Here is a 19,621-nt window from a genome sequence, read left to right on the forward strand (position 1 = left end):
CTGGAGGGCGGAGTGTCCGGCGCGCGAGGCGAGGAGAACCCATGCGCAGCTACCAAGGTCCCGCCCTGCTGGTCGGCGAGGGCACGGGGGTGAGCGCGGCCGGGATCGACGTCGTCGTCGCCCTCGCGGTCCTGGAGCCTTCGGACGGGCCCGAGGGGCACGGTGAACCCTGGACGGTCACCCTGGAGGCCGCATCCGGCTCCCGTGCCCTCGCCGACCTCGCCGGCCTGGCCCTCATCCTGCGCCTCCCGACCGGCACCGAGGGCGAAATCCTCCTCGACTGGGTCAGCGAGGACACGGCGGAATCGGGGCGGGCGACGGGGAACGGGACGGCGCCGGTGTGAGCGGCGGGTCGGTGCTCCTCGGGAGGAGCACCGACCCGTTCCCGCGCGGACCTCAGAATTCGCCGTTGGACACCGTGCTGACGTAGACCTGCTCCAGCGCGCCGCGCGCCTCGCTCGTGAGCAGCAGCGTGATGTCGCCGGGCAGCTGGAAATCCCAGGTCAGCCAGACGGTTCCCGGTCGGCTGGTGAGCCCGAACCTCTCCAGGTCGGTCTCTGACATGGGGGGAACCGACCGATCGTCCGGCAAGGAGTCCACTCGGGACCCGGAATCCTTGGTCGACCACTCTGTCCCGTCGCCGGGGTCGGCACCGTACTTCCGCAGGTACGCGTTCAGGCACTGCTTCTCGACGCGAAAGCTCAAGAGCAGCCTCCTGTCAGCTCCCTCCGAGTCCCCCGACCACCGCAGCCCTTCCGTCTCGCACGACGGCAGAGCGAGTCCGAACTCCGTGAGCACCTTGTCCATGCTCTCCAGGGGCGGAGTGCCCCGAAGGGCGCGCGGATCGCTGTTGGGGCGCAGAAAGTACCACCAGTACAGCCCCGAGACGGCCAGGACGATCACGGCGAAGACCGTCGCCGGCGTGCGTGACCGGCGGAACCTTCCCCGCCGTGCCGGGGGGCGGGGTGGCGGCGCGAAACCCGGCCCGCCCCGGGGCATGGTCTGGTTGGCGTCCACGGATCGCTCCTCCTCGCTCGTCCGGGTGAGGGCGCCGAGCACGGTCTCGCCGGGCAGTCTCCGCCCGTTCATCCCCACCCCCTGGTCTTTTTGGGCGCGCGCGCACGAGTCCGCCTGCCCGGGGTGCGGACGCGCCGTGCGAAGCGGGCCGATCACCCTTTCGTGAGAGGCACTTGAAGTGCGCCGCGCACACGAAAACATCACATGGACTGCACAGGTGGCGAGCAATCCGTACGGGCGGTTGCTCGTTCGTGACATGGGGTGCGAGTGATCGGCGGATATATCCGCATCCACCGTGAATGTGCCAGACGAGTGAGTGTGTATCCGTTTGCTCGTGTTCGCGGCTTTTGCGAGCGAGAGTTTGCAGGCTCTGCATTTTTGCCTAATATGCAGGACGTGACGAACGACCACGCGCCCGTCGGCGGGCTCCGGCAGCGGAAGAAGCGCGCGACCCGCGCCGCCCTCGCCGAGGCCGCCATCCGGCTCGCCGCGGAGCACGGGGCCGAGAACGTCACGGTCGAGGCGATCAGTGAGGCGGCGGGAGTCTCGCCCCGTACCTTCTTCAACTACTTCGCCAGCCACGACGACGCCTTCGTGGTGATCGACGAAGGCGTATCGGAACGCATCCGCGAGGCGGTCCGCACCGCTCCCGCGACGCTCACCCCGCTGGAGGCGGTCCACGCCGCCTTCGTCGGCGAGCTGACGGCCTTCGAGGAACGGCAAGAGCTCTTCAGCCTCCAGATCGTCGTCTTCCAGCGCTCCCCGCACCTCATCGTGCGCGCGATGGACGCCTACTCCAGCGACGAGCGGGAACTCGCCCGCGCCATCGCCGCCTGGCTGGCAGGCGCAGGGAACACGCCCCCGCCCCCGGGAACGGAGGGCGAGGAACCGGGGCAGTGGGCGGGCGCCGACATCCCCCTCTTCGCCCGGCTCCTCGCCGCCGTGGCCCACACGGCGGTACGCGTCACCTTCGAGCACTGGTGCGCGCGCCCCGAGGACACCGACCTCGCGGAGACCTTCACCGAGGTCTTCGCCCACCTCGCCGCCGGACTACGGCGGCCCACCGACTGACGGGCGGACAGCCCCCACCGGGACACGGCGCCGGTCCGCCGCCCCGGGTGTCCTCGTCCCGTCTCCCCGCCACCACCGCTCGTCCCCCGACCGTCCCGGAGTACGGCACCGCCGCCCGCCTCCCGGGGACCCGGAAGCGGCCCCGCCGTACGGGCTCCGCCCCGCCCCCACACACGTACCACCGTCTCCCTTTCAAGAAGGACAACGTGAGCACAGCCGAGGCGACCGAGTCGTCGCCGACCTCCATGACCAACCGCCAGATACTCCAGGCGATGTCGGGCCTGATGGCGGGTATGTTCGTCGCCATCCTCGCGGGCACCGTCGTCGCCAACGCCCTGCCCCGCATCATCGCCGACCTCGGCGCGAGCCAGTCCTCGTACACCTGGGTCGTCACCTCCGAACTCCTCGCGATGACCGCGACGGTGCCGCTGTGGGGCAAGCTGGCGGACCTCTTCAACCAGAAGCTGCTGCTTCAGCTCTCGCTCGGCCTCTTCATCGTCGGCTCGCTCGTCGCCGGCTTCTCGCAGGACGTCGTCACGCTGATCATCAGCCGCGTCCTCCAGGGCATCGGCGGCGGTGGCCTCACCGCACTCGCCCAGGTCGTCATGGCCGCGATCATCCCGCCGCGCCGTCTCGGCAAGTACGCGGGTATCTTCGGCGCGGTCTTCGCTGTCGGCACCGTCGCGGGTCCGCTCGTCGGCGGCGTCCTCGTGGACACCTCCTGGCTCGGCTGGCGCTGGTGCTTCTTCATCGGCGTCCCCTTCGCGCTCGCCGGGATCATCCTGCTCCAGCGCACCCTGAAGCTGCCCACGATCCGCCGCGAGGTCCGCATCGACTGGCTCGGCGCCTTCCTCATCGTCGCGGGCGTCTGCGACCTGCTGATCTGGACCTCGCTCGCGGGCGACAAGTTCGACTGGGCCTCGACCGAGACGGGGCTCCTCGTCGGACTCGGCGTCGTGCTGCTCGGGCTCGCCGTGTGGGTCGAGACCCGCGCGAAGGAGCCGATCATCCCGCTCGGCATCTTCCGCAATCGCACCGTCACGCTCACCACCGTGGCGAGCTTCCTCGTGGGTATCGCGATGTTCGCGGGGACCGTCTTCCTCTCGCAGTACTTCCAGGTCTCGCTCGGCAAGTCCCCGACCGTCGCCGGGCTCATGAGCCTGCCGATGATCTTCGGCCTGCTCATCTCCTCGACGGTCGCGGGGCAGATCATCTCCGCGACCGGCAAGTGGAAGATCTACCTGGTCGCGGGCGCGATCATCATGACCGCCGGTCTGGGCCTGCTCTCGACCATCGGCTCCGACACGCACTTCGGGCTGCTCAGCGTCTACATGGGCGTCATGGGTCTCGGCGTCGGCATGCTGATGCAGAACCTCGTGCTCGCCGCGCAGAACGACGTGGACGCGCACGAACTCGGCGCGGCCACCTCGGTGCTCTCCTTCTTCCGCTCCCTCGGCGGCACGATCGGCACGAGCGTCCTCGGCGCCGTCCTCGCCAACCGGGTCAGCACCGAGCTGACGAAGGGCTTCAAGGACGCGGGCATCCCCGCGGGCGAGAGCGGCGGCAACGCCGTACCCGACATGACGAAGCTCCCGCCGCAGATCAAGGAGATCGTCGAGCACGCCTACGGTGTCGCGACCGGCGACCTCTTCCTCGTCGCGACGCCCTTCGCCTTCCTCGCGATCATCGCGGTCCTCTTCATCAAGGAGAAGCCGCTCAAGACCACGAGCGGCATGGAGCGCCTCGCCGCCGAGGGCGGCCCCGCGGCCACCGAAGCGCCGGCCACCGAAGCCGTCGCCTCCGGCGAGGTGCCCGCCCCGCGCGACACCGTCGCGCTCGGCAAGGAGACCTCCGGCAGCGGTACGGGAGCGGGCGCGGCCCGCGACTGATCCCCGCACTCGACCGGCGCCGCCCCATCCCGTCCCGCGGGGTGGGGCGGTCGCGCGTGGGTGGTGGTGCGGGTGCGGCGTACTAGCCTCGGCGGCATGGAGTACGACGAGCAACAGCGCGACATCATCCTCCGCATCATCAGCCTCCTCACCGCGTCGGCCGAGTGGATGCGGGCCGAGGAAGGCACGGAGGACGAGGAAGACGACCTCAGCAGGCTCGGGCTCGTCGGCGACCTCGTCAAGGAGGTGCTGCCCGCCGTGGAGATCCCCGAAGGCACGGCTGTCTCCGATCTGGGGGCGGTGATCGGGGAACAGATGAGCCATGCGCTGACGCGCCTCGCGGCGGGGTTCGTCTTCACCTGGTCGGAGCTGGCGGAGGTGCACGACGAGGGGCGGGGGGACGTCAGCTCGGCGGACGTGTTGCGCGAGCTGGCCTTGCAGGTGGAGGCGCGGCGGGAGTGACCGTCCAGCCCCTCCGGAGCGGGAGCGCCGGGACGGGCGGGGCCCCGTGAGGGGAGAGGGCCCCAAGGGGCGCCCGCACGTCCCTCAGTCCGTCCCGGAGGGGCTGAGCCTCCTCGCCCGTACCGGCGCTGTCGTCCCATCCTCCGCCAGGTCCTCCGCCAACAGCCGTTTCGCGATCGCGTCGAGGGCGGCCCGCACCTCCGCCTCGTCCGGCCGCTTCAGCGTCGCCCCGGTCGGCGCGCCTTCCCGTACCGGCTCCTCCATGCCCTCCAGCTGGTCGCGGAGCCAGTGCGACCACGCGCCCGTGATGAGGGCCGTCTCACGCTCGCCCGCCGACGTCGTCGAGAGGAGAGAACCGTCCCGGGTCACGTAGCCCTCCTCGACCATGCGGTCGTAGACCGGGACGAGGACCTCGGGCGGCAGCCGGTGGCGTGCGGCGATGACGCCGATGCTCGCGAAGCCCACGAGCCGCGTGAACAGGTAGATCTGCATCACGGCCCACGCCCCCGCCATGTCCAGGCGCGTGTCCGACTCGGCCACGAGCCGCCGTCCGGTGTCCTTGCGGGTCTTCAGCATGACCCGGGCGACCGCGAGTTCGAGCACGTCCTGCGAGGCCCGTACCGCCGGGGCCTGGAAACCCTCGCCGAGATCCGTCGAACCGCTGCGCGCCGGGTCGTTGAGCTTCACCTGCCGCAGGAACAACGCCACCACGAAGCCGAAGGCAGCGACAGGCACCGTCCACAGGAAGACGGTCTGGAGGGACTCCGCGTACGCGTGCACGATCGGCTCGCGCGCCGCCGCGGGCAGCCCGTGCACTCCGGAAGGGCTCCCCGCCCCGCGCGCCACGGCCGCGGGATCGAGCCCGGCGGCGCGCGCCGCCTCGCCCACGCCCGTACGCAGCCTCGGCGTGAGCGCGTTGGCGTAGATGGTGCCGAAGACGGCCGTGCCGAAGGAACTGCCGAGGGTGCGGAAGAAGGTGACGCCCGAGGTCGCCGCGCCGAGATCCGAGTAGTCCACGGTGTTCTGCACCGCGATCGTCAGGACCTGCATCGAGAGCCCGATCCCGACCCCGAGCACGAACATGTACAGCGACTCGCGCCACGCTCCCGAGTGGTTGTCCATCCGCGACAGGAGGAACAGCCCGAGCCCCATCACGAGCGTGCCGACGATCGGGAAGATCCGGTAGTGACCGGTCTTGCTCACCACGTTGCCGCTGAAGATCGAGGCGATCAACAGGCCGATGACCATCGGCAGGGTACGGACCCCGGAGATCGTCGCGGAGTCCCCGTCGACGTACTGGAGGTACGTGGGCAGGAAGGTGAGCGCGCCGAGCATCGCGAAGCCCACCACGAAGCTCAGGATCGCGCACACGGCGAAGACCGGGTTGCGGAAGAGCCGCATCGGCAGCATCGGCTGCTTCGCCCGCGTCTCGACGAGGCAGAACAGCCCGAGCCCCACCACCCCCGCCGCGAACAGCCCGATGATGACGCCCGAGCCCCACGCGTACTGATTGCCGCCCCAGCTCGTCCCCAGGATCAGCGCGCTCGCCCCGATCGCGACGAGCGCGATGCCGAGGTAGTCGATGACGGGCTTCATGCCCGCCCGCACGGAGGGGATCGTGCGCGCCGCCGCGATCACCACGACGATCGCGATCGGCACGTTGACGTAGAAGGCCCAGCGCCAGCTGAGGTGATCCGTGAAGACCCCGCCGAGCAGCGGCCCGACGACCGTCGACACCCCGAACACCGCGCCGATCGCGCCCTGGTACTTGCCGCGCTCGCGGAGCGGGATGACGTCAGCGATGAGCGCCATCGCCGTCACCATCAGCCCGCCCGCGCCGATCCCCTGGAGCGCGCGCCACACGATGAGCAGCGTCATGTTCGAGGCGAGACCGCACAGGAACGATCCCGTGATGAACACGATCGCCGAGATCTGGAAGACGACCTTGCGCCCGAAGAGGTCACCGAACTTGCCCACGAGCACGGTCGAGACCGTCTCGGCGAGCAGGTACGAGGTGACCACCCACGACATGTGCTCGCCGCCGCCGAGGTCGGCCACGATCGTGGGGAGCGCGGTGCCCACGATGGTCTGGTCGAGCGCGGCGAGCAGGATGCCGAGCGTGATCGTCGCGAAGACGATGTTGCGGCGGCGCTTGTCGAGCACCGGCGGCTGCGCGGCTGCGGCGGGGACCTTCTCGGGAGCGGTCGTCACTCTGCCAGGCTCACACCGGCCCCCACCCCCCGCACGAGGTGCGCACCCGGAAGGGGAGGGGGCAGTGGGCCGGGGTCAGCTCTCCGGCAGGACCACCGGCGCGCGCTCGGTGCCCGCGTCGCGGTGACGGCGCAGCAGGTACGTGTCCATGATCCAGCCCTTGCGCGCCCGCGCCGCCTCGCGCAACCGCACCAGCCGCTCCGACACCTCGGCGAGCGGCCCGGAGACGAGCAGCTCGTCCGGGGTGCCGAGGTAGGCGCCCCAGTAGATGTCGAGGTCCTCCCGCCCGGCGTACGCGGCGAAGCGCGTGTGCGCGTCGAGCATCACGACGACGTCGTCGGCCTCCTCGGGGAAGCCCTCGGCGAGCCGCCGCCCTGTGGTGATCTGCACCGCGCCACCGATCCGGTTGAGCACAGTACGGTGCCGCGCCGCGAGCGTCGCGGGAGCGGTGACCCCCGGCACGACGGTCGTGGCGAGGTCGACACCGGCCGCGCGCACCTCGGCGAGCATCCCGAGCGTCGAGTCGTACAGCGCGGGATCGCCCCAGACCAGCAGCGCCCCGACCCCGTCCTCACCCAGTTCCGTACGGAACAGCCGCCCGAAGAGCGCGGCCCGCGCGGCCCGCCACTCGTCCACCGCCCGCGCGTAGCGCTCCCGGCCGGCGCCCCGGTCCCTGTCCCGCTCGGGATCGGGCACGCTCACCACGCGGTAGGCGGCGGGGTCCGGCAGATGCGCGTCGAGCATCCCGTACCGCAGCGCCGTGAGGTCGGACTTCTCCTCGCCCTTGTCGAGGACGAAGAACACCTCGGTGTCCCGCATCGCGTCGACCGCCTCCAGCGTGAGCTGCCGCGGGTCCCCGGCTCCGATCCCGATGACGTGAATGGTTCGCACGGGAGGAGTCTGCCGTATGGGGGCACGGGGGGCCGGTGCCGGGGTAGGGGCGCTCAGCCGCGCAGCCGCGGCGCCTCCACCACGGGGTCCACACCGTCCCCGTCCCGTACGGCCGCGTCCAGGCGTCCGGCGAGCGCGCGTGCCCAGCGCACGAGCCCGGGCAGGTCCAGCCCGTACCCGCCCCCGCGCCCTTCGAGCCCCGCCGCCCCGCGCAGCAGCAGCCTGGCCCCGCCACGCCCGTTCCCGCGCGCGGCGTGCGTCAGCCCCACGGCGAGCTGGGCGAGCGCCCGCCACAGCGCCCGCTCGCTCTCGGGCCCGCTCTTCCAGGCGTCCTCGAAGACCTCGTGCGCGTGAAAGGGCCGCCCCGCGTCGAGCAGCGCCTGCGCCTCGCGCACGGTCTCGTCCCCCGCCCGCACCACCCCCTCCGGCTGCCGAGGCACCCCACCGGGGTCCCCGTACGGAAGCGGCCGCCCCAGCCCGTCCCGCGGCCGCGCACTGCGCGCCCGCCCCTCCGCGTCCCGGTCACGCTCACCCAAGACCCTCACCGCCCTCCCTGTGCACACGACCCCCCGGACGTGCGGTAATGTACTTCTCGCACGGCACGGGGAACACCTCAGCCGGGCATCGGGACGTGGCGCAGCTTGGTAGCGCACTTGACTGGGGGTCAAGGGGTCGCAGGTTCAAATCCTGTCGTCCCGACTTTACGAAGTCGCAGCTCAGGGCCGGTATCGGAGAAATCCGACACCGGCCCTGAGGCGTTTATGGGGACCAGTTGGGGACCAGGGCTCGCTTGACCGGTGTTTCAGCGGGTCATGGCGATGGGGTGGGGGAGTGGGTGTGGGGCGCGTATGGCGGTGAGGTGTGCGGAGAGCGCGGTTCCGGCGGCGGTGATTTTGTGGATGTCGGGGTGCAGGTAGCGCTGGGTGGTGTTGAGGGAGCCGTGGCCGGCGATGCGGCGCAGGATGTGGACGGGGGTGCCGGCGTCGGCGAACCAGGTGAGTCCGGTGTGGCGGAGGTCGTGGCGGCGAAGGTGTTCGTAGCCGAGCTTGGTGACGACCTCGTCCCAGTGGGTGGCGTCGCGCAGGACGGCGGTGGAGATGCGGCCTCCTCGGGGGCCGGTGAAGAGGCGGGCGTCGGGGTCGGGGCCGGCGGCGAGGATGCGTTGGGCGACGAGGGGGCGGATTTCCTCGATGATGGGTACAAAGCGGGCGCGTTTGCCCTTGGTGCCCTTGTCGGTGAGGCCGCCAGGTGCGGGGGTGGTTTGTCGCCGGACGGTCCAGATCCATTGCGTGGTGTCGATGTCCCCGATGCGGCAGCCGGCGACCTCGCCGATGCGGGCGGCGGTGCAGGCGGCGAAGAGGACGACCTCGCCCCAGCCCTGGTAGTGGCCGTGGGAGGCGGCCACGAGGGCGTCGGCGAGCGCGACGAGGGTCTCCCAGTCGGGCAGGGCCAGTGCGCGGGGGTCGAGGAGTTCGTCCTCGGCCTGCTTGTAGAGCTTCTGCCAGCCGGTCACCCGGGCGGGGTTGACCTTGATGACGTTGTCGCGGACGGCCTGTTCCATGACGCGGACCAGGACGGCGATGGTGTTCTTCATGGTCGAGCGGCTGTGCCCGTCGGCGATCCAGCCCTGCACGGCGCGGTCGACGACGCCGTTCGTGATGGTCCGTACGGCGAGGTGTCCCAGGGTGGGGATCACGCGGGTGCGCCAGCCGGCGAGGTAGGGGTCCCGGGTCTTCAACTCAAGGCCGCGCAGGGCCAGATCCATATTGGTCGTGCCGTAGTCCGCGAGTTTCATGGTGGCGACCGTCGGGCTCAGTCCTGCTTCAGCGGCCTCGGCTATCGCCTGAAGCCATTCTTTCGCTTCGTCCTCGGTGTCCTTGCCCTCGGATAGGGAAAGGCGGCGTTTGCTGACGGGGTCGTGCCAGCGGACGCGTGCACGGTAGGGGGCGGGGCGGTCAGGGCGATGCTCGATGTCGGTGGATATCCGGACGCCAGCGGGAAGGCTGGTCCTATCGGCCACTGATCCCCTTCGCGGGGACGGTGCGCCGCTTTCGCAGCCAGGCCTCCACGTCCAGGGCGCTGTAGAGGGTGACGCGCTCGGAGATCGTGACGAAGGGCGGGCCCTGGGGAGGCGTTGCGGTGCGCCAGCGGCGCAGGGTCGACGCGTCTACCCCCAGCCAGGAGGCGAGGTCGCTGGTTGAGTACCAGGGATGCGCCAAGAGCGCTGCGGGGCCTGTGGGCGCGGCGTCGGGCTGGTGAGGAGAGGTCTCAGGAACGATCTCATGCTGGTGTTCCTGTCCCGCTCCGGTGTGCGGTGATGTTGGTCCAACGGGCAAGTGGGGCGATTCTCCTGGGGCGCGGAGCACGCGAAAGTGACGGAGCCTGATCCAGCCTTTGAGAGCCCTAACCGCGGGAAGCCCGCACTGTGTCGTGGATCGTGTGCCGGTGAGCTTTCAGGTGGGTCGGGCCCCGTGGTCGTGCTCGGGAGCGGACGTGGGAGAACAAGCGTCCGCGGAAAGGCCGGTTGGGCTAACCGGCGCTATTCCCTTACTCTGCGGGCCGGCAGAGGGAGACGACGCCCTTCCTGCGGCTTGACGAGAGGATGTCTCCGTTGGCGGGTCCGTGCTTGGGGCGAAGTCGCCGCTGGCGCGGGCCCGAGGCGGTGTCGGACAGCAGGAGTGCTTAGAAGGCGCCTGCTCTATCCACTGAGCTACGGGGGCTGACCTGCGCAAACGCAGGAGCCTCGGGCTGCATCCCCAGGGCGTGGCAACGCAATGGGAATTTTAGGTTCCCAGGGCTCGTGGGGCACATGCGTCCCGGCCGAGCCGGGAGCAGGATCTCACACCGTCTTCACAACCGGCGAGGCGTGCGAGGAAATAATCGCGCACGTGTCCGATGTTGATCTCTTCCTAGCGGCGAAGGGGGAGGTGCGGAAACTGAGACTGTTCCACGCGACGGATGAGGGCGTGACCGAGGTCGTCTCGCGACTCGCCGAGTACGAGGCCGATGTCCAGACGGTCGTCGAGACGCACATGGAGAAGCTGCTCGGCGTCCGGTTCCTGGCGAGCGAGTACAGCACCGGACCGGTGCACGGAGGGCGGATCGACTCGCTCGGGCTGGACGAGAACGGTGCACCGTGCATCATTGAGTACAAGCGCGGTACCGACGCCGGCGTGATCAACCAGGGCCTGTTCTACCTGGCCTGGCTGATGGACCACCGTGCCGAGGTCGAGCACCTGGTCCACGAACGGCTCGGGGCGACGGTCGCGTCCCAGGTCCTGTGGAGCGGCCCCCGCCTGATCTGCATCGCCGGTGACTTCACCCGCTACGACGTCCACGCCGTGAGCGAGCACCGTCGCTCGATCGACCTGGTCCGCTATGACACCGGGCCAGACCTGTTCGTCGTCCGTGGCGTACGGGCTCATCTCCGACTCGTGGTCGAAGCCGCGGACGAGCACACCGGCCGGGGTGAAGAGGACGGAGAAGTCGTCACCCGAGCCATTGTCCATCAGGGCCGCCTCCGTCCCAGGCCCCCAGCTGGTGGAGAAGGAGTAGCGGGAGAATCGCGGGTCGCGGCAGATCACCTGGTCCAGCACGGCCAGCGCGCGCAGGTGCGCGCGGAGCTCGGCGGGGTCCGGGAGTAGGGCAGCGGTCGTGTGCACGGTGTCCATGGGCTCATGTAAGCAGCCAGCACTGACATGCAGGGCGGCGGTTCGGTCACACCCGCTCGCTCACTCAGGGAACGAAAAGCCCAGCTCACGCAGGTGGGGCAAGCACACTGCGAGGCACGCTCCACAGACGCCGCATCGGTTCACACAACGATGTCCTTACGCAACGGCGCTCCACTGGCGACGACCCGGATCTGGTGATGATCCGCCAGCCCTATCCCTGGCTGCTGCACCGCGGCCTCGTGCAGCGCCCGGTCTGCCCCGACCGGCGCTGCGACGACGGGATCAGCCTGGACACCGGCCTGGCCTGTGCGAGCTGCGGGAATGTGATCCACATCCGCCGCGCACACCGGGCCCGCCTCGCAGCTGAGCTCGACCAGGAGCAGCCCACCCTCTGCGCCGCCGAGCGCCAGCGTGTCCTCGAGGAGCGGCTCCGCGAGCACACCGAGCGCGAGGCCCAGGCCCGGGAGCGGCGCCATGCCGCCCAGCGTGAGCGCAGCGACCGGATGCGTGCTGCGGCGCGGGAACGGGCGGCTCGCGAGCACGTGGAGGCTGCGGCCCGCGAGCGGGTGCGGCAGGCCCTGCCCTGTGCGGATTGCGGTGGCCGGGATGCGGCCGACCTGTGCGAGGTGTGCGGCTACCGCCGCGAGCTCAGGGCCGTGATCGTGGAGGCGGGGATGTGCCAGGTCTCCTGGGCCGCGAACCCGCGGCGTGCGGACGAGGTCGCCTCCGTCATGGGCCAGGTCCGCGACGACATCCTGGGCCGTGTCGCGTCGAGTGTGGATGAGCTGCGCGCCGCGCTCGACGCCGACGGCATCACCGACGATCCCACCATCCCGACGGTCGCCGCCTGGCGGGGACTGAGTACCGCCCGGGAAGCTGGTGCCGAGTACCGCGCCGTCGCCCTCGCGCAGCTGGCCCGCACCCGCCAGGCCCGGACCGAGCGCCACTGGGCCTACACCGCCGAGCGGTCCCGCAGCCACCACCGGCACGACCCCACCGGATCGGAAGCGATCGCTGCGGCCGCTCACGCCGCCGAGACCGCCAGCGCCCGCGCGGCCGAGGACCTCCTCGCCCAGCGCCTGACCCACCTCCGCCACCAGCACACCCCGCTGGCGACGGACACGGAGCTCCTCGCCGACGTGCTGACCTGCATCCCGAAAGGTGCGGCATGAGCCCGGCTCAGAAGCCCTCCTCGGGCGCCGACCTCGCCCGCGTCGCACTGCGCGCGGCGCTGGAAGAGGCCCGGAAGAACAGCGCCAGCCGCCCCGCGAGCGCGGGGGCAACCGACCGCGCACCAGGCCGTTGGCTTCGACTCCCGGAGGATCCCCGCGCGCGCGGGGGGCCAATATCTCGGCGAGGACGCGGCCTGCGAGCTGGGGACCGAGTCCGGGGAAACTGAGCAGGATCTCGCTGTCGGCGTGCTGTTGGAAGGCGACTTCGGTGGCGCGGTTTGGCACGTGGCGTCGAGCTGTCTCAGCAGGGTCAGCAGGGTCAGCAGCTGAACATTGCCTGATGCAGCACTATTCTTCGACTTCCCGGATGGCGCGGCTCAGCGTACTGAGTCCCTCGTCCAGTTCCTCGGGGGTGATCGTGAGAGCCGGAAGCAGTTTGAGGACCTCGCTGTCCGCTCCGGAGGTCTCGATGAGTAGGCCGAGGTCGAAGGCACGCCGGGCGACTTGTCCGGCACGGCCCCTGTCTTGGAACTCAAGGCCCCACACCAGGCCGCGGCCCCGATAGTGGGCTCCGGAGGATGGATGTTCGTCGCAGATCGCCAGGAGCGACTGCTCCACCTGTTCGCCGCGTACGGCAGTTTGTTGCGTCATTTGAGGATCCGCCCAAAAGGCCTCCAGGGCGGCGGTGGCTGTGACGAAGGCCGGGTTGTTGCCGCGGAAGGTGCCGTTGTGCTCGCCCGGTTCCCATACGTCCAGTTCTGGACGGAACAGACACAGTGACATCGGAAGGCCGTAGCCGCTGATGGACTTGGAGACGGTGACGATGTCGGGGATGATTCCGGACTCCTCGAAAGAGAAGAAGGCGCCCGTGCGTCCGCAGCCCATCTGTATGTCGTCGACGATGAGTAGCATGTCGTGCCGCTTGCACAGTTCCGAGAGCGCGCGGAGCCACTCGGGCTTGGCGACGTTGATGCCGCCCTCGCCCTGCACGGTCTCCACGATCACGGCGGCGGGCTTGTTCAAGCCCGACCCCTGGTCCTCAAGAAGCTGCTGAAACCACAGGAAATCGGGGACCGTGCCTTCGAAATAGTTGTCGAACGGCATAGGCGTGCCATGGACCAACGGGATTCCGGCGCCAGCCCGTTTGAAGGCGTTGCCGGTCACGGCCAGCGACCCCAGTGACATTCCGTGGAAGGCGTTGGTGAATGACACTATAGCCTCGCGGCTCTTCACCTTCCGCGCCAGCTTAAGCGCGGATTCCACGGCGTTGGTGCCCGTTGGGCCGGGGAACATCACCTTGTACGGCAAGTCGCGCGGGCGCAGCACCAGCCTCTGGAAGGTCTCCAGGAAGCGGCGCTTCGCAGTGGTCGACATGTCCAGCCCATGCGTGATGCCGTCTCGCGCCAGGTAGTCGATCAACGCCCGTTTCAGCACCGGGTTGTTGTGGCCGTAATTGAGGGCGCCTGCGCCGGCGAAGAAGTCGAGGTACTCATGGCCGTCCTCGTCGTACATGCGGCTGCCGTGCGCCCGATCGAAGACGGCGGGCCAGCTGCGGCAGTAGCTGCGTACCTCGGACTCCAGGGTGTCAAAGACGCTCAGATCGGGCTGCGTGATGGTCATGCCTACTCCTTAACGGCAATGAGGCCAAGGGACGTTGCCAGCGGACCGATGGTCATGCCGGCGGCTGCGTGAGGCAGAGAGGTGAGGGCCGTGCCGACGGGAGCTGGTGTCTGAAGACCCACGAGTCAGCGAGCGCCCCGTTCACGTAAGCCGCCTGACAGCACCGCGCTGCGACAGTGATGGTGTTCCGCTTCGCGTCCCCTTCATTGCCCATGGCATAAGCCTGTATGCCTACATGGGGTTACGGGCGGGAGGCCCCCGACAGCTTCTGGCCACGCTTCAGTGGGGTCTGTCTCACACATGTCGCCGCATGCCCGTGTTGCTAAATAAATCCCTTTTGCCGGTAAAGCGGCTATTTTTTTGTGATGCGGGTCACAGTCGCTCGCTGGGGAGGTGTTGAGCTGAAAATGTCGGGGATACGGGGCATTTTCACCTGCCATGCAGTGGCACCAATTTGGCCGATTGCCCGGGTGCTCGACGTGACGCTTTTCAAGTCCTCGCCTAAGGTTCTGGAAAACAACACACCGAGACCGTGGGAGGGGCGCCTTGCCCGGGAAATCAACAGCGCACATTCAGGGACTTCCCGTCCAGGAGATGGCGGACGAATTCGGAACACCCTTGTTTATCTACGACGCACAAGTCCTCGGTGAAATATTTCATGGGCTTTCGGCAGCTTTACCCGACGGGGTCGATGTCCTTTATTCTTTGAAGGCGAATCCGAACATCAGCGTCTGCGGATTTCTGGGAAAACAGGGCGCGGGTGCGGAAGTGTCGTCGCTGACGGAATTGATGACCGCGTTACGGGCCGGAGTGGATCCGGCGGACATCATCTTCCTCGGGCCGGGGAAGAGCCGGGCTGACCTCGAGGCGTGTGTCACGTCTGGGATCTCAGCCGTGGTCTGCGAGTCACTCGCCGAAATCCGGCTCCTGGACGAGGTTGCGGCCGCACTGCAGGCTCCTACGTTCCCTGCGGTGTTGCGGGTCAACCCGAGTTTCCACAGCAAAGGGTCCGGGCTGTCGATGGGGGGCAAGTCGCGGCAGTTCGGTGTGGACGAGAAGGATGTCCGTGAGGCGCGGCCTTTCCTTGATGCGCTGGAGCACGTTGAGGTGAAGGGCTTCCATGCCTACATGGGAACGCGATTCCTCGATTACCGGGATATCGTCGCGAACACGGAGAGTATTCTTCAGATGACGGAAAGCCTGGCTGCGGAGCTGGGAATAGATCTTTCCTTCGTCGACTTCGGAGGCGGTCTGGGGGTGGCTTACTTTGAGAACGAGTCAGACCTCAACGTGATGGAGCTCGGCAAACACATGCGGGCTCCGGTGGAAGAATTCCGTGCGCGGCACCCCTTCTGTCGGATCGTAATGGAGCTGGGCCGGTTCCTCACGGCGGACGCCGGAATCTATGTGACGCGGGCCCTCTACGTGAAGGAGTCTATGGGGGAGTCGTTCGTCGTGGCGGACGGCGGGACCAATCATCATATGGCCGCAGTGGGTATCGGAAGTTTCGTAAAGCGGAATTTCCCCATCGTCCACTTGGGAAGCCCCTCGGCAGAGCCCACCCGCACATACACCGTCACCGGACCACTGTGCACACCGAACGACACGCTCGTGAAAAAGGCCGCCCTCCCCGACGTCCGACCCGGCGACCTCCTCGGCATCAAGCGCTCCGGCGCCTACGGCCCGACCGCCTCGCCCGGGCTGTTCCTCAGTCACGGCTATCCGGCAGAAGTCCTTGTGCACGACGGGCAGGTAACCCTGGTGCGTGAGCGGGACACACCGGAGGTGCTGCTGTCGCGGCAGCGGCTGGCGTCTTTCGAGGAAGCCTCGTGACGGCCGGTGTGCCTGTGGGCGTCGGTCTGGACGTTCTCGACCGCAACGAACTCAGGGCTCTCGTGACGCGCGACTGGTTTCTGCGCTACTGCTACGCGCCGGAGGAGATCGAGCAGGCGCGTGCTCTCAAAGGAGCCCGGCGCCTGGAGTACCTTGCTGGCCGCTTCGCCGCCAAGGAGGCCGTCCTCAAGGCACTGGGCAAGGGCCTGTTGCAGGGAATTGCACCGCGGAACATCTGTATAGGGCGTGCTGCGGACGGGGCGCCGCATGTCGATCTGCGTGCTGAAGCTGCCCGGGCCGCATCACGGCAGGCCGTGCGTGTCTCGATCACGCACAAGAACAGCGTGGTCGCCGCTGCAGCCTTACTTGTACGGGCCGAGTGAGGGATAGCCGACAGCGCACGCCAACCCGCACAAGCGCCCGGAACCACGCCCCATCCACGCGAAAGGGTGACATGGTCATGACTTTTACTGGAGCCCCTGCTGAAAGTGATTTGCAGACGGTCATAGCGCGGCTACGCGTGAGAATCGGCCAGGAAGAGGCTCACTACGGAGGCGAACTCGTCGACGGCGCGCGGCTGCTGCGTCTGTTTGGCGACCTCGTCACCGAAATCACTATTCGCACCGACCGAGATGAAGGGCTGCTCTCGGCATACTCCGAGGTCCGCTTTACGGCACCCGTCCGTCCCGGCGACTACATCGAGGCCACGGCCAGGCTGACCCGCAGCACCAAACTGCGCCGCTTCGTCGCCTTGGAGGCCCGGAAAGTTATCACCTCGCGCGACACGAGCACGAGTGCGGCGCAGGTGCTCGACGAGCCGATCGTCGTCTGCACGGCGAACGCAGTGACCGTCGTCCCAAAACCGCAGCGGCCCGGATCACCCGACAGCAGCCGGGGCCCCGACGAGAAGCACGCCGTATCGATCGGAGGACGCCAATGACCCAACCCCTCACCCTCCATTCCCTGCTCGACAACGCCGCTGCCGTACACGGTGACCGGTGTGCCCTGAGCACCGGGTCGGACACCGCCTCCTATAGGGAGCTGGAGTTCGCCTCCCGCCGAGCCGCGCACCTGCTGCAGACCTACGGAGTCCGCCGCGGTGACCGGGTCGTCATTTCTACGCCCGACGCTGTCGCCGTCGCGATCGCGGTGCATGCCGCCTCCCGGATAGGCGCGATGTTCAGCGTCCTACACGAAGACGTTCGGGACCGTCCGCTCGAACATGTCCTGGGCGACTGCGAGCCGATCGCCATGGTGACCGACGACCCGGAAGTGTCCACCACCGCGCAGGCACACGGTGTACGCGTCATCCCCTCCAGGCACGTGCGCCACGCCCCGGATCCGGGGCCGGGGGCCAACAGGCAACTGCCATCCGCGCCGCTCGGCGTCGACGGGGCGTGCCTGATCTACACCTCGGGCACCACATCGCTGCCCAAGGCCGTGGTCTGCACCCACCAGCAGATGCTCTTCGCCGCACGCGCCATTCAGGACTGCCTGGACTACCGCCTGGACGACGTTGTTTTCAGCCCTCTGCCGCTGTCCTTCGACTACGGCCTTTATCAGCTGTTCCTGACCTTCCTGGCGGGTGCGCAGTTGCGCGTGGGCGACGTTGCGGAGGCCGGGCCGCCACTGCTGCGCGCTCTTCAGAAGAGCGAAGCGACCGTGCTCGCCGCAGTTCCCTCCGTCTCCGACCGCCTGGCCTGGCTGGTGAGAAGGGCAAAGAACAAGCTCAAGCTGCGTCTCGTGACCAACACGGGTGCGGCCCTGTCCGACCAAACCATCGCCAGCCTGCGCGAGGCGATACCGGGCCTGTCCGTGCAGCTGATGTACGGACTCACTGAATGCAAACGGGCCACGATCATGCCCCCGGACGGGGACCTCCTGCGGCCCGGCGCATCCGGCAGGGCGCTTCCCGGCACCGAGGTCTTCACTGTCGACGACGAAGGAAACCGGCTGTCAGCCGGAGAAGTCGGCCAATTCGTTGTCCGCGGCCCACACGTCATGGCCGGCTACTGGCGCCGCCCAGAACTGACCGCCGAGCGCTTCCACCAGCGGGACGGACTCTTCCCGGAACTGAGGACCGGCGACTACGGCCGGATGGACGAAGACGGCTACCTCTACTTCTCCGGCCGCCGCGACGACCTCTACAAGGAACGAGGTTTCCGCGTCAGCGCCACCGAGGTGGAGGCTGCCGCCCGCCGCGTCGAAGGCGTTGCCTCCGCAGCCGTGCTGCCTCCCGGTCCCAGGACCGGGAAGACCGCAATCCTGGCTGCGGTGACCGAATTGGGTGGACCCGACGTGCTGACCCGAATGCACGGCCTGATCGAGGACTACAAGATCCCGCGCCACTGTGTCCCGGTCCCCGGACTGCCCACCAACACCAACGGCAAAGTCGACCGACAGGCCCTGACCGATCTCGTTCAGGACCACGCACAGCTCTAGGAGGAGCACACGATGGGCATCAAGCGCACCGACGTGACCGCTGCCATGGAGACCGCGCTGAGCAGCGTGCTGGAGAAGCCGATCACTGGCCTCTCCGGACAGACAAGGCTCTTCGACGATCTCCACCTGGACTCGACCACGATGCTGGAGATGCTGATGGAGCTGGAGGACTCCCTCGGCCTTGAAGTCGACCCCGAGGAACTCGAAGCCGACGACTTCGAGACGGTCGATACCTTCACTGACTTCGCCCTCGCCCAGCTCGGGACGCGCAGCGCGGCCTGAACACCCCCAACACCTCTCGGCTCATGCCCGCGCATCTGACGAAGGGCACGGACACCAGGGTCCGGAGCCAACACGAGAAAGGGAATCGCACATGATCGTCCGCTCGTTCCAGGACATCGAAGGCACCGACAGGCATATCAAGTCGCGCTCCGGTACATGGGAGAGCAAGCGGATCGTCCTCGCCCGCGAAGGAGTCGGCTTCTCCCTGCACGAGACGATCGTCTATGCCGGCACCGAGACGACCATGTGGTACGCCAACCACATCGAAGCGGTGTTGTGCGTCGAGGGCGAGACCGAACTCACCAACGAGGAAACCGGCGAGAAGCACCTCATCACCCCCGGCACCATGTACCTGCTGAACGGGCATGAGAAGCACACGCTCCGCCCGAAGGTGGACTCCCGCTTCGTCTGCGTGTTCAACCCGCCGGTCACTGGCCGCGAGGACCACGACGAAAACGGTGTCTACCCGCTACTCACGGAGGAGGCCACTGCATGAGCGCGCCGATGTCCCTCTCCGCCCCGCCCCGAGTCCGCCCCGAGTACCGCACTCCGCGCCTCGAGGACGCCCAGGCCATGTGGCGGATGGTGCACGAGTCCAAGGAACTCGACGACAACAGCCCGTACTACTACTCCATATGGTGCCGCGACTTCGCCGAGACCTCTCTGGTGGCATCCCTCGGTGACGAGGTCATCGGCTTCCTGACCGGCTACTTCCGCCCCGAGCAACCCGACACCTATCTGGTCTGGCAGGAGGCCGCCAAGCCCCGGCACGGCATCCCGATGCTCGGAGTACATCTCTTCGAGCAGGCGGCCGAGCGCGCGGTCACTCACGGCGCGCGCTACATCGAGGCGACCGTGTCCGCCGGCAACAAGGCCATCATCATGGTGCTGAAGAAGTGCGCCAAGCGGTACCAGGCCCCCGTGCACACCGAAGTGCTGTTCCCGGCCTCACTCTTCCCCATGGCGCACCATGATGAAGTGCTCTACCGGATCGGCCCCATCGAACGGCCCCCTGGCTGAGTGAGTAAACGCTCCGGCCGAGGTGGTGTCACCGCGTGCG

Annotated in this window: 19 protein-coding genes, 1 tRNA gene and 1 pseudogene; 14 read left to right on the forward strand and 7 right to left on the reverse strand. The window is 68.4% G+C overall.

What is annotated here, in order from left to right; genetic code table 11:
- Positions 1 to 41 precede the first annotated feature (41 nt).
- Positions 42 to 344: a hypothetical protein gene (locus tag ACQYWQ_RS27480; protein ID WP_431038348.1), complete on the forward strand. Its 303-nt coding sequence runs from the start codon at positions 42 to 44 to the stop codon at positions 342 to 344.
- A gap of 52 nt (positions 345 to 396) precedes the next feature.
- Here the strand turns inward: ACQYWQ_RS27480 and ACQYWQ_RS27485 are convergent, their stop codons facing one another.
- On the reverse strand, positions 397 to 1,089 hold the full coding sequence (locus ACQYWQ_RS27485; RefSeq protein WP_431038350.1) for a hypothetical protein: 693 nt from the start codon (positions 1,087 to 1,089) through the stop codon (positions 397 to 399).
- A gap of 315 nt (positions 1,090 to 1,404) precedes the next feature.
- Here ACQYWQ_RS27485 and ACQYWQ_RS27490 point away from each other — a divergent pair, with 315 nt between their 5' ends.
- The 3 genes from ACQYWQ_RS27490 to ACQYWQ_RS27500 all read left to right on the forward strand — a co-directional run bounded on the left by ACQYWQ_RS27490 (position 1,405) and on the right by ACQYWQ_RS27500 (position 4,439).
- Positions 1,405 to 2,088 carry a TetR family transcriptional regulator gene (locus ACQYWQ_RS27490; protein ID WP_431038352.1) on the forward strand — a complete coding sequence of 228 codons (684 nt, stop codon included), beginning with the start codon at positions 1,405 to 1,407 and terminating at the stop codon, positions 2,086 to 2,088.
- A gap of 245 nt (positions 2,089 to 2,333) precedes the next feature.
- Complete coding sequence (locus ACQYWQ_RS27495; RefSeq protein ID WP_431039376.1) at positions 2,334 to 3,977, forward strand: MDR family MFS transporter; 1,644 nt, start codon at positions 2,334 to 2,336, stop codon at positions 3,975 to 3,977.
- Positions 3,978 to 4,073: 96 nt separating this feature from the next.
- The gene (locus ACQYWQ_RS27500; protein ID WP_431038353.1) at positions 4,074 to 4,439 is read left to right on the forward strand and encodes a hypothetical protein; all 366 of its coding nucleotides are present in this window, start codon (positions 4,074 to 4,076) and stop codon (positions 4,437 to 4,439) included.
- An 84-nt stretch (positions 4,440 to 4,523) separates the two neighbouring features.
- On the opposite strand, the gene ACQYWQ_RS27505 is transcribed toward ACQYWQ_RS27500, so the two are convergent.
- The 3 genes from ACQYWQ_RS27505 to ACQYWQ_RS27515 all read right to left on the reverse strand — a co-directional run bounded on the left by ACQYWQ_RS27505 (position 4,524) and on the right by ACQYWQ_RS27515 (position 8,086).
- Entirely contained in the window at positions 4,524 to 6,650 is a 2,127-nt protein-coding gene (locus ACQYWQ_RS27505; RefSeq protein ID WP_431038354.1) for an MDR family MFS transporter, read from the reverse strand.
- 75 nt (positions 6,651 to 6,725) lie between these two features.
- On the reverse strand, positions 6,726 to 7,541 hold the full coding sequence (cobF, locus tag ACQYWQ_RS27510; RefSeq protein ID WP_431038355.1) for a precorrin-6A synthase (deacetylating): 816 nt from the start codon (positions 7,539 to 7,541) through the stop codon (positions 6,726 to 6,728).
- Between the two features lie 53 nt (positions 7,542 to 7,594).
- Positions 7,595 to 8,086, reverse strand: a complete 492-nt coding sequence (locus ACQYWQ_RS27515) for a DUF309 domain-containing protein (RefSeq protein ID WP_431038356.1) — start codon at positions 8,084 to 8,086, stop codon at positions 7,595 to 7,597.
- Positions 8,087 to 8,166: 80 nt separating this feature from the next.
- On the opposite strand from ACQYWQ_RS27515, the gene ACQYWQ_RS27520 reads away from it, so the two are divergent.
- A tRNA-Pro gene (locus ACQYWQ_RS27520) sits at positions 8,167 to 8,240 on the forward strand.
- A 103-nt stretch (positions 8,241 to 8,343) separates the two neighbouring features.
- Here ACQYWQ_RS27520 and ACQYWQ_RS27525 read toward each other — a convergent pair.
- On the reverse strand, positions 8,344 to 9,561 hold the full coding sequence (locus ACQYWQ_RS27525; RefSeq protein ID WP_431038358.1) for a tyrosine-type recombinase/integrase: 1,218 nt from the start codon (positions 9,559 to 9,561) through the stop codon (positions 8,344 to 8,346).
- 907 nt (positions 9,562 to 10,468) lie between these two features.
- On the opposite strand from ACQYWQ_RS27525, the gene ACQYWQ_RS27530 reads away from it, so the two are divergent.
- Together ACQYWQ_RS27530 and ACQYWQ_RS27535 are read left to right on the forward strand one after the other, a co-directional pair.
- The gene (locus tag ACQYWQ_RS27530) at positions 10,469 to 11,185 is read left to right on the forward strand and encodes a hypothetical protein (protein WP_431039377.1); all 717 of its coding nucleotides are present in this window, start codon (positions 10,469 to 10,471) and stop codon (positions 11,183 to 11,185) included.
- Positions 11,186 to 11,409: 224 nt separating this feature from the next.
- Complete coding sequence (locus tag ACQYWQ_RS27535) at positions 11,410 to 12,384, forward strand: hypothetical protein (RefSeq protein WP_431038360.1); 975 nt, start codon at positions 11,410 to 11,412, stop codon at positions 12,382 to 12,384.
- Between the two features lie 156 nt (positions 12,385 to 12,540).
- Here ACQYWQ_RS27535 and ACQYWQ_RS27540 read toward each other — a convergent pair.
- Both ACQYWQ_RS27540 and ectB read right to left on the reverse strand, forming a co-directional pair.
- Positions 12,541 to 12,701: pseudogene (locus tag ACQYWQ_RS27540) on the reverse strand (IS110 family transposase); the annotation flags it as partial.
- A gap of 31 nt (positions 12,702 to 12,732) precedes the next feature.
- Positions 12,733 to 14,004 carry a diaminobutyrate--2-oxoglutarate transaminase gene (gene ectB, locus ACQYWQ_RS27545; protein WP_431038362.1) on the reverse strand — a complete coding sequence of 424 codons (1,272 nt, stop codon included), beginning with the start codon at positions 14,002 to 14,004 and terminating at the stop codon, positions 12,733 to 12,735.
- Positions 14,005 to 14,598: 594 nt separating this feature from the next.
- On the opposite strand from ectB, the gene ACQYWQ_RS27550 reads away from it, so the two are divergent.
- From ACQYWQ_RS27550 to ectA, 7 genes are all read left to right on the forward strand, one after another.
- On the forward strand, positions 14,599 to 15,837 hold the full coding sequence (locus ACQYWQ_RS27550; RefSeq protein ID WP_431038364.1) for a diaminopimelate decarboxylase: 1,239 nt from the start codon (positions 14,599 to 14,601) through the stop codon (positions 15,835 to 15,837).
- On the forward strand, positions 15,834 to 16,220 hold the full coding sequence (gene acpS / locus ACQYWQ_RS27555) for a holo-ACP synthase (protein ID WP_431038365.1): 387 nt from the start codon (positions 15,834 to 15,836) through the stop codon (positions 16,218 to 16,220). Before ACQYWQ_RS27550 ends, acpS begins: the two co-directional genes overlap by 4 nt.
- Positions 16,221 to 16,297: 77 nt before the next feature.
- The gene (locus ACQYWQ_RS27560) at positions 16,298 to 16,777 is read left to right on the forward strand and encodes a hotdog fold domain-containing protein (protein WP_431038367.1); all 480 of its coding nucleotides are present in this window, start codon (positions 16,298 to 16,300) and stop codon (positions 16,775 to 16,777) included.
- Positions 16,774 to 18,279 (forward strand): class I adenylate-forming enzyme family protein, encoded by a 1,506-nt coding sequence (locus tag ACQYWQ_RS27565; protein WP_431038368.1) that lies wholly within the window; start codon positions 16,774 to 16,776, stop codon positions 18,277 to 18,279. The genes ACQYWQ_RS27560 and ACQYWQ_RS27565 overlap by 4 nt, the downstream gene beginning before the upstream one ends.
- Before the next feature lie 18 nt (positions 18,280 to 18,297).
- Positions 18,298 to 18,561 carry an acyl carrier protein gene (locus ACQYWQ_RS27570; protein ID WP_431039378.1) on the forward strand — a complete coding sequence of 88 codons (264 nt, stop codon included), beginning with the start codon at positions 18,298 to 18,300 and terminating at the stop codon, positions 18,559 to 18,561.
- Between the two features lie 91 nt (positions 18,562 to 18,652).
- Positions 18,653 to 19,057 carry an ectoine synthase gene (locus ACQYWQ_RS27575; protein ID WP_431038370.1) on the forward strand — a complete coding sequence of 135 codons (405 nt, stop codon included), beginning with the start codon at positions 18,653 to 18,655 and terminating at the stop codon, positions 19,055 to 19,057.
- Positions 19,054 to 19,581, forward strand: a complete 528-nt coding sequence (gene ectA, locus ACQYWQ_RS27580; protein WP_431038372.1) for a diaminobutyrate acetyltransferase — start codon at positions 19,054 to 19,056, stop codon at positions 19,579 to 19,581. Before ACQYWQ_RS27575 ends, ectA begins: the two co-directional genes overlap by 4 nt.
- Positions 19,582 to 19,621: the final 40 nt, after the last annotated feature.

This window comes from Streptomyces sp. P6-2-1 (assembly GCF_050613165.1).
Lineage (GTDB): Bacteria > Actinomycetota > Actinomycetes > Streptomycetales > Streptomycetaceae > Streptomyces.

Excerpts from the sequence above, each read along its gene's own strand:
- ACQYWQ_RS27535 (WP_431038360.1), top strand. The coding sequence starts at position 11,410 with ATGATCCGCCAGCCCTATCCCTGGCTGCTGCACCGCGGCCTCGTGCAG.
- ectB (WP_431038362.1), bottom strand. The coding sequence starts at position 14,004 with ATGACCATCACGCAGCCCGATCTGAGCGTCTTTGACACCCTGGAGTCC.
- ectA (WP_431038372.1), top strand. The coding sequence starts at position 19,054 with ATGAGCGCGCCGATGTCCCTCTCCGCCCCGCCCCGAGTCCGCCCCGAG.
- ACQYWQ_RS27495 (WP_431039376.1), top strand. The coding sequence starts at position 2,334 with ATGACCAACCGCCAGATACTCCAGGCGATGTCGGGCCTGATGGCGGGT.
- ACQYWQ_RS27560 (WP_431038367.1), top strand. The coding sequence starts at position 16,298 with ATGACTTTTACTGGAGCCCCTGCTGAAAGTGATTTGCAGACGGTCATA.
- ACQYWQ_RS27490 (WP_431038352.1), top strand. The coding sequence starts at position 1,405 with ATGCAGGACGTGACGAACGACCACGCGCCCGTCGGCGGGCTCCGGCAG.
- ACQYWQ_RS27575 (WP_431038370.1), top strand. The coding sequence starts at position 18,653 with ATGATCGTCCGCTCGTTCCAGGACATCGAAGGCACCGACAGGCATATC.
- ACQYWQ_RS27480 (WP_431038348.1), top strand. The coding sequence starts at position 42 with ATGCGCAGCTACCAAGGTCCCGCCCTGCTGGTCGGCGAGGGCACGGGG.
- ACQYWQ_RS27485 (WP_431038350.1), bottom strand. The coding sequence starts at position 1,089 with ATGAACGGGCGGAGACTGCCCGGCGAGACCGTGCTCGGCGCCCTCACC.
- ACQYWQ_RS27500 (WP_431038353.1), top strand. The coding sequence starts at position 4,074 with ATGGAGTACGACGAGCAACAGCGCGACATCATCCTCCGCATCATCAGC.
- ACQYWQ_RS27565 (WP_431038368.1), top strand. The coding sequence starts at position 16,774 with ATGACCCAACCCCTCACCCTCCATTCCCTGCTCGACAACGCCGCTGCC.
- ACQYWQ_RS27550 (WP_431038364.1), top strand. The coding sequence starts at position 14,599 with ATGGCGGACGAATTCGGAACACCCTTGTTTATCTACGACGCACAAGTC.